The following is a 5,209-nucleotide window of genomic DNA, read 5'->3' as shown; positions in this document are numbered from 1 at the left end:
GTGCCCGATCCCCACGCGGGGTCGGTGCCGTGGACGCCGGAGCTGCTGCGGCTCGAAGCCGGCGAGCGGACGGCCGAGCCGACGTTGCCGGACCCGGTGCGGGACGCGTTGCTCCGGCAGGCCGAGGCGGTCGTCACCTCGGTGATCGCGCCCGGCGCGCGGATCGCACCCGAGGTGCTGACGGACTTCATCACCGTCGTCGCCGACGGCATGCGGGACGACCCCGGCTTCCGGAAGAACGCGCTGCTGGCCCACCTGATCGCCCGGGACCTGGGCGTGGCGGGGGGACTCGCGCCGCTGGTCGACCCGACCGCCGCCGGCGCCTACCGCGGTCCGGAACTGGCGCTCAACCGCCCGGCGGACGCCGACTCGCTCACGGAGGAGCAGTTGGCCTCGGCGCGCGCCTGGTCGGAAGACCTGGGCTCGGCCACCCGGAAGCAGGTCGCGCGGGGCTACCTGCCGCCCCGCGTCCTGGTGGCCGGCTCCCCGACCGAGGTGGAGCAGGTCCGGGGACTCCTGCCCGCCGACGTCCCCTTCGAGGTGGAGGTCGAGGACGAGCGCGACGGCGTCGACGTGCACGTGCGGTGGGACTTGAGGCGTGCGGGAGAACCGAAGGCGGCGTCGGTGGAGCAGCCGCCGGTGAGGGAGCGGGAGACCGACGACGCGGCGGACGACTACGCCCTGCCGCTGCGGCGCTCGGTGCACGCCGACGAGAGGTGGCGCCACGAGACCGCGCCGACCGCGGAGTGGTTCGAACCGGACCACCCCGTCCCGTTGGCGGACCTCCGCGCCGCCAGGGCCCGGGTGCCGGTCACCGGATGGGTGCGGGGCGAGCACACCGCCCCGTGCTGCTCTTCCAGGGTCACCCCGGAGGAGGTCTCCCTGTCCCTGATCGCCGGGGGCATCCACTACGACGTCCGCGCGTTCGAGGTCGGCGGCAAGGCGGTGCGCGACCTCACGGTGCGGTTGTTCCTCCACACCCCGAGCCCGGAGACGACGCCGGAGGCGGTCGCGACCGTGCGGGAGCGCACCCTGCAAGGGGTGGACGGGGTGTTCAACCAGGGGTACCGACTGCCCGGCGGCGAGCAGTTCCACCTCACGGTCGAGTTCGTCGACACCCCCGCCGAGGCGCACGCCACGGTCTGGATCATCCCCCCGTGGGAGCGGGCGAGCCAGTACTCCTGGCCCGAGGACGCCCCGTACTTCGTGTACGCGCACGAGGTGGGGCACAGCCTGGGCCTGGCCGACGAGTACGCCGAAGAAGAAGCGACCGGGCGGGTCCTCCTGCGGAACAAGGAACGCAGCGGGGTCGCGAACGACTACGCCCTCATGCACAACCCCTGGTTCGGCCGGAGCAGGCTGTTCGTCCCCCGCTACGCGTGGCGGATCTACGACGCCATGAGGGCGCTGGAGAGCCCTTACCCGCCGGCCCCGGAGGTCGAGCACCGTTACTCGCACGTCGAGCCCGATGTGATGGGCGTGCCGGGAGCGCCTCCGCGAGATCCCGGGGCGCTCGAAGCGTCGCCGGCCGCCGAGTGGGAGGACGGCCGCCCCGGAGTCGACGACGCACCGTGGACGCCGGGAGTCGTGCGCGCCGGGGCGGTCGAGGCGGGCGACCGGTTGACGGACTACCCGGACGAGGTCGTGGCGCACATTCGCTCGCGGGCGCGTTGGCTCCTCGCCCAGGGGGCCGCGGTCCCGGTGGAAGGAGGGCTGCGCGACGACCTGGTGGACGTGATCGCCGTCGCCCTGCTCCACCGGGAGCCCGGCGCCGTCCGGTCGTTGGTGCGACAGGTCGTGGCGGACCTGGGCGTCGCACCCCGGCTGGACGACGCCGGGACACCGGTCGAGCGGGCCGGCACGCGGGCGGAGCCCGGCGGGGAGTCGACCCCCGGCGTGGAGGCGTCCCCACCGTGGACACCGGAGTCCCTGGCCGACCGGGTCCGCGGATCGCTCGGCGTCCTGGAGGACGTGCCCGGGGAGGTGCGCGCGAAGGCGTTCAAGCAGGCGCGGGAGGTCGTCGCCCACACCACCGCCCGACCGGACGCCATCCCCGCCACTGCGCTGGCGGACCTCACCACGCTCGTGGCGATCGACCTGGCGCGCAACGCCGAGGTCCCCGGCTACTACCGGGGCGCGGTGTCGCTGGCCCTCGGGATCGCCCTGGACCTCGGCGTCGCTGCGGAGCCGTCCTCGCTGTTCGAGGTGGACGGCACGCCCCGTCGCATCGCCCCCGAGCGGTCCTACGCCGTCCAGCCCGGCGCCACCGGCTTGACGGAGGCGCAACTGGACGACGTGGAGGTGCTGGCCGCGGACCTCGGCCACGTCGCGCACACGCGGCGGGAGCAGGGTTACCTCCCACCGGCGGTGGAGGTCTCCGGTGTGGACGCGCACCGGGTGAAGGACGTCCTGGCCGGGCTCACCGAACTCGACGTCCGGGTCGTGGAAGGCGGTCGCGCGGACGGCGCGGACGTGTTCGTGGACTGGGCCCTCAAGCGCACCCGGCCGCACCACGACCCGGTCCCCGACCCCCTCCTGGGCGATCCGGCCACCAGACCGACCAGCACCGCCGCCGAGCGGGAGGTGCTGGACGACCGGAGCTGGAAGTACCGCACCGACCCCAGCGCGCCGTGGTTCGCCCCGCGCGACCCGGTGCCCTCGTGGAAGATCCGCGCCGCGAGGGCCGCCGTGCCGGTCTCCGGGATCGTGCGCGGATCGGCGTACTCCGTGATGGCCGACGCGCAGCTGGGCCCGGACGCGGTGGTGCTGCGCCGCGGCCACATCCCCATCGCCTACGACACGCGCGTCTTCGATGTCGACGGCGTCCGGGTGCGCGACTTCACCGTCAAGCTGTTCCTGGACGCCAGGGACGCGAACGAACCCGGGAAGGTCAACGCCACCCCGGAAGAGCTGCTGGCCATGCAGAACAGGGTCCGCGACGGTGTGGAGAAGCTCCTCAACCGGGGGTACCGACTGCCCGGCGGCGAGCAGTTCCACGTCACCGTCGAGTTCGTCACCCGGCACCGCGACGCGCACTCCCGCGTGTGGGTCACCCGCGGCGGCAGGCCGAGCCAGCACCGCTGGCCGGTGAGGATCAAGGGCGAGTCGGTGGCCCACGAGCTCCTCCACAACTTCGGGGAGAGGGACCAGTACCGGGGGGAGGGCGAACACGCGCGGATGTTCCGGGTCGAACCGGACGCCGTCGCCGTGTTCGAGGACGGCGGTCTGATGTCCGCCCGCGTGAAGGGCGGGACCAGGGCCCTCAAACCGCGGCACCTGTGGGGCATCGAGAACACCAGGACGGCGCTGGAAGTCCCCGTCGCACCGGCGACGACCCGCGATCACCCCCCGATCGAGCCGGACGGGGTGGACGAGGGCGACGCCCCGCCGCTCGACGACCGCCCCGACCTCGCGCCGGACCCGGGGCCCGGTCCCGAGGCCTCCGCACCCGGCGAGCCGGAGACCCCCGACGCGCCGCCGTCCCCACGCGCCCTGCCGGAGTACTTCCGGAGCAGCCAGGCACTGGGGCCGGTCGCCGTCACCCGGCTCGGGAGCGCGGAGCGGGTCACCGCGGCCCTGGTCGGCCTGCTGCCCGTGCGCGCCGGCGTGCCGCCGGAAGGCGTGGACCAGGTGGAGCGAGCCCTGCACTCGGAGTTCGAGTCGTTGCTCGGCCCGGGCCGCACCTTCCAGGTGCGGGTGGGGGAGCGGTGGTTCGACGCGCACGTCAAGGCGACGCTGGAGCAGCGACCGCTCGACGGGGTCGCGACGACCACCCCGCTGGACCTGGTCATGCCCGACGCGCGGATGACCAGCACGGTGCAGGCGGGAACGGTCACCGACGGCGGCTCGGCGGGCGACTTCACGATCGCGGCCATGGCGAGCCAGGGCGTCGGCGCGTACGGGATGCTGATCGGTCGGGTCCCGCGGGCGCACCCGCACACCTACACCGCAGCCGGCACCGCCATCACGGACCAGACCATGCTGCGCTCCGGCGACTCGGACGAGGTCCGGCTGCCCGTGCGGTACACCGTCACGCTGCTGGACGAGATCGGCGGCGTGCTCGGTCAGGACGTGGTGGCGGGCCCGGACGTGGACGTCACCCTCCAGGTGCCGCACGACCTGAGCACCTTCGCCGGGAGCGAGCCCCACCCCGGAACCGGACCCGTCGCCCCGACCGACCCGGACTGGGGCCTGAAGCTGGAGCGGGTCTTCCCCGAGGCCGTCACCGACGTCGACACCGAGCGGGCGTTCACCGACGTGGCGGCGAGGCTCCACCCGTCGATCACCCGTCCGGGCGCCGACGGCCGCACGCGGCTGCGCGACTTCCTGTCCCCGACCGGCATCCGCGACCACCTCGTCCCGATGCTCGGCGGCTGGGTCACCTCCCCCGACCTGACCAGCCGGCACGGCGGGCGGGCGGGCGCGGTGCGGATGAGGGCGGTGCTCAAGGAGGCCCGGTTCATCGGCGCCGACGAGGAGGGCCGCCTGCGCTCGCGCCCCCAGGCCGTGGACAACGCGGGCACCAGCGCGTCCATCGCGACCGGGTTCGACCTGCGGGCGTCGGCGGGCGGCGGGATCGGCATGCCCGACCCGGTGCTGCTCGGCGCGGGTGTCACGGTCGGCTACTCGTCGCGCGAGACCGAGGGGTCGTCCGCGGGGAACGCGATCACGCGGCGCACGGGCGTCGAGATCGACGGGGACGTCGGCCTCTTCAAGGTCGTCACCGACGTCCTGGTGAGCGCACCCACCGGCCCCGACGTCGTGGTGCCGGTCACCTCGTACCTGCGGCTGAGCCTGCCCGAGGCGGCCAGGCTGGGGCTGCCGGTGCCTCCGGGCACCCCGGCCGGCCTCACCGAGCCCGGCACCGGGAACACCCGCTTCGAGCTGCCCCACGTCACCGAGGGCACGGCCGTCGGGAGGGCCGACGTCGGCGCGTTCGCGCCGGCCGCCGAGGTGCAGCGGCAGGTGGAGACCGCCCTGCGCGAGCTGCCCGGGTTCGAGCGCTTCCTGCCCACCTGGAACCAGGAGGGCGTGCACCCGCTCAAGACCGCGGTGAACGCCGCCGACACCGCCGAGCAGCTCGACAACCTGCGCTCGCTGACCACGAAGCTGTCCCCGTCCGCGCTGCGGCTGAACATGGAGGAGCTGCTGGGACCGGGGGTGTCCCTGCACCTCACCCGGCGCGGTTGGTTCACCAAGGACCTCGTCG

General features: G+C 74.4%; 1 protein-coding gene. It reads left to right on the top strand.

What is annotated here, in order from left to right; genetic code table 11:
- On the top strand, nucleotides 1-5,209 hold a 5,209-nt coding region (locus AB0G02_RS27670; RefSeq protein ID WP_360799249.1), incomplete at both ends, for a hypothetical protein.

The organism is Actinosynnema sp. NPDC023658 (assembly GCF_040639995.1).
Classification (GTDB): Bacteria; Actinomycetota; Actinomycetes; order Mycobacteriales; family Pseudonocardiaceae; genus Actinosynnema.
Note: the sequence above shows the minus strand (reverse complement) of the source record. Positions and strands in the feature narration are given on the sequence as shown.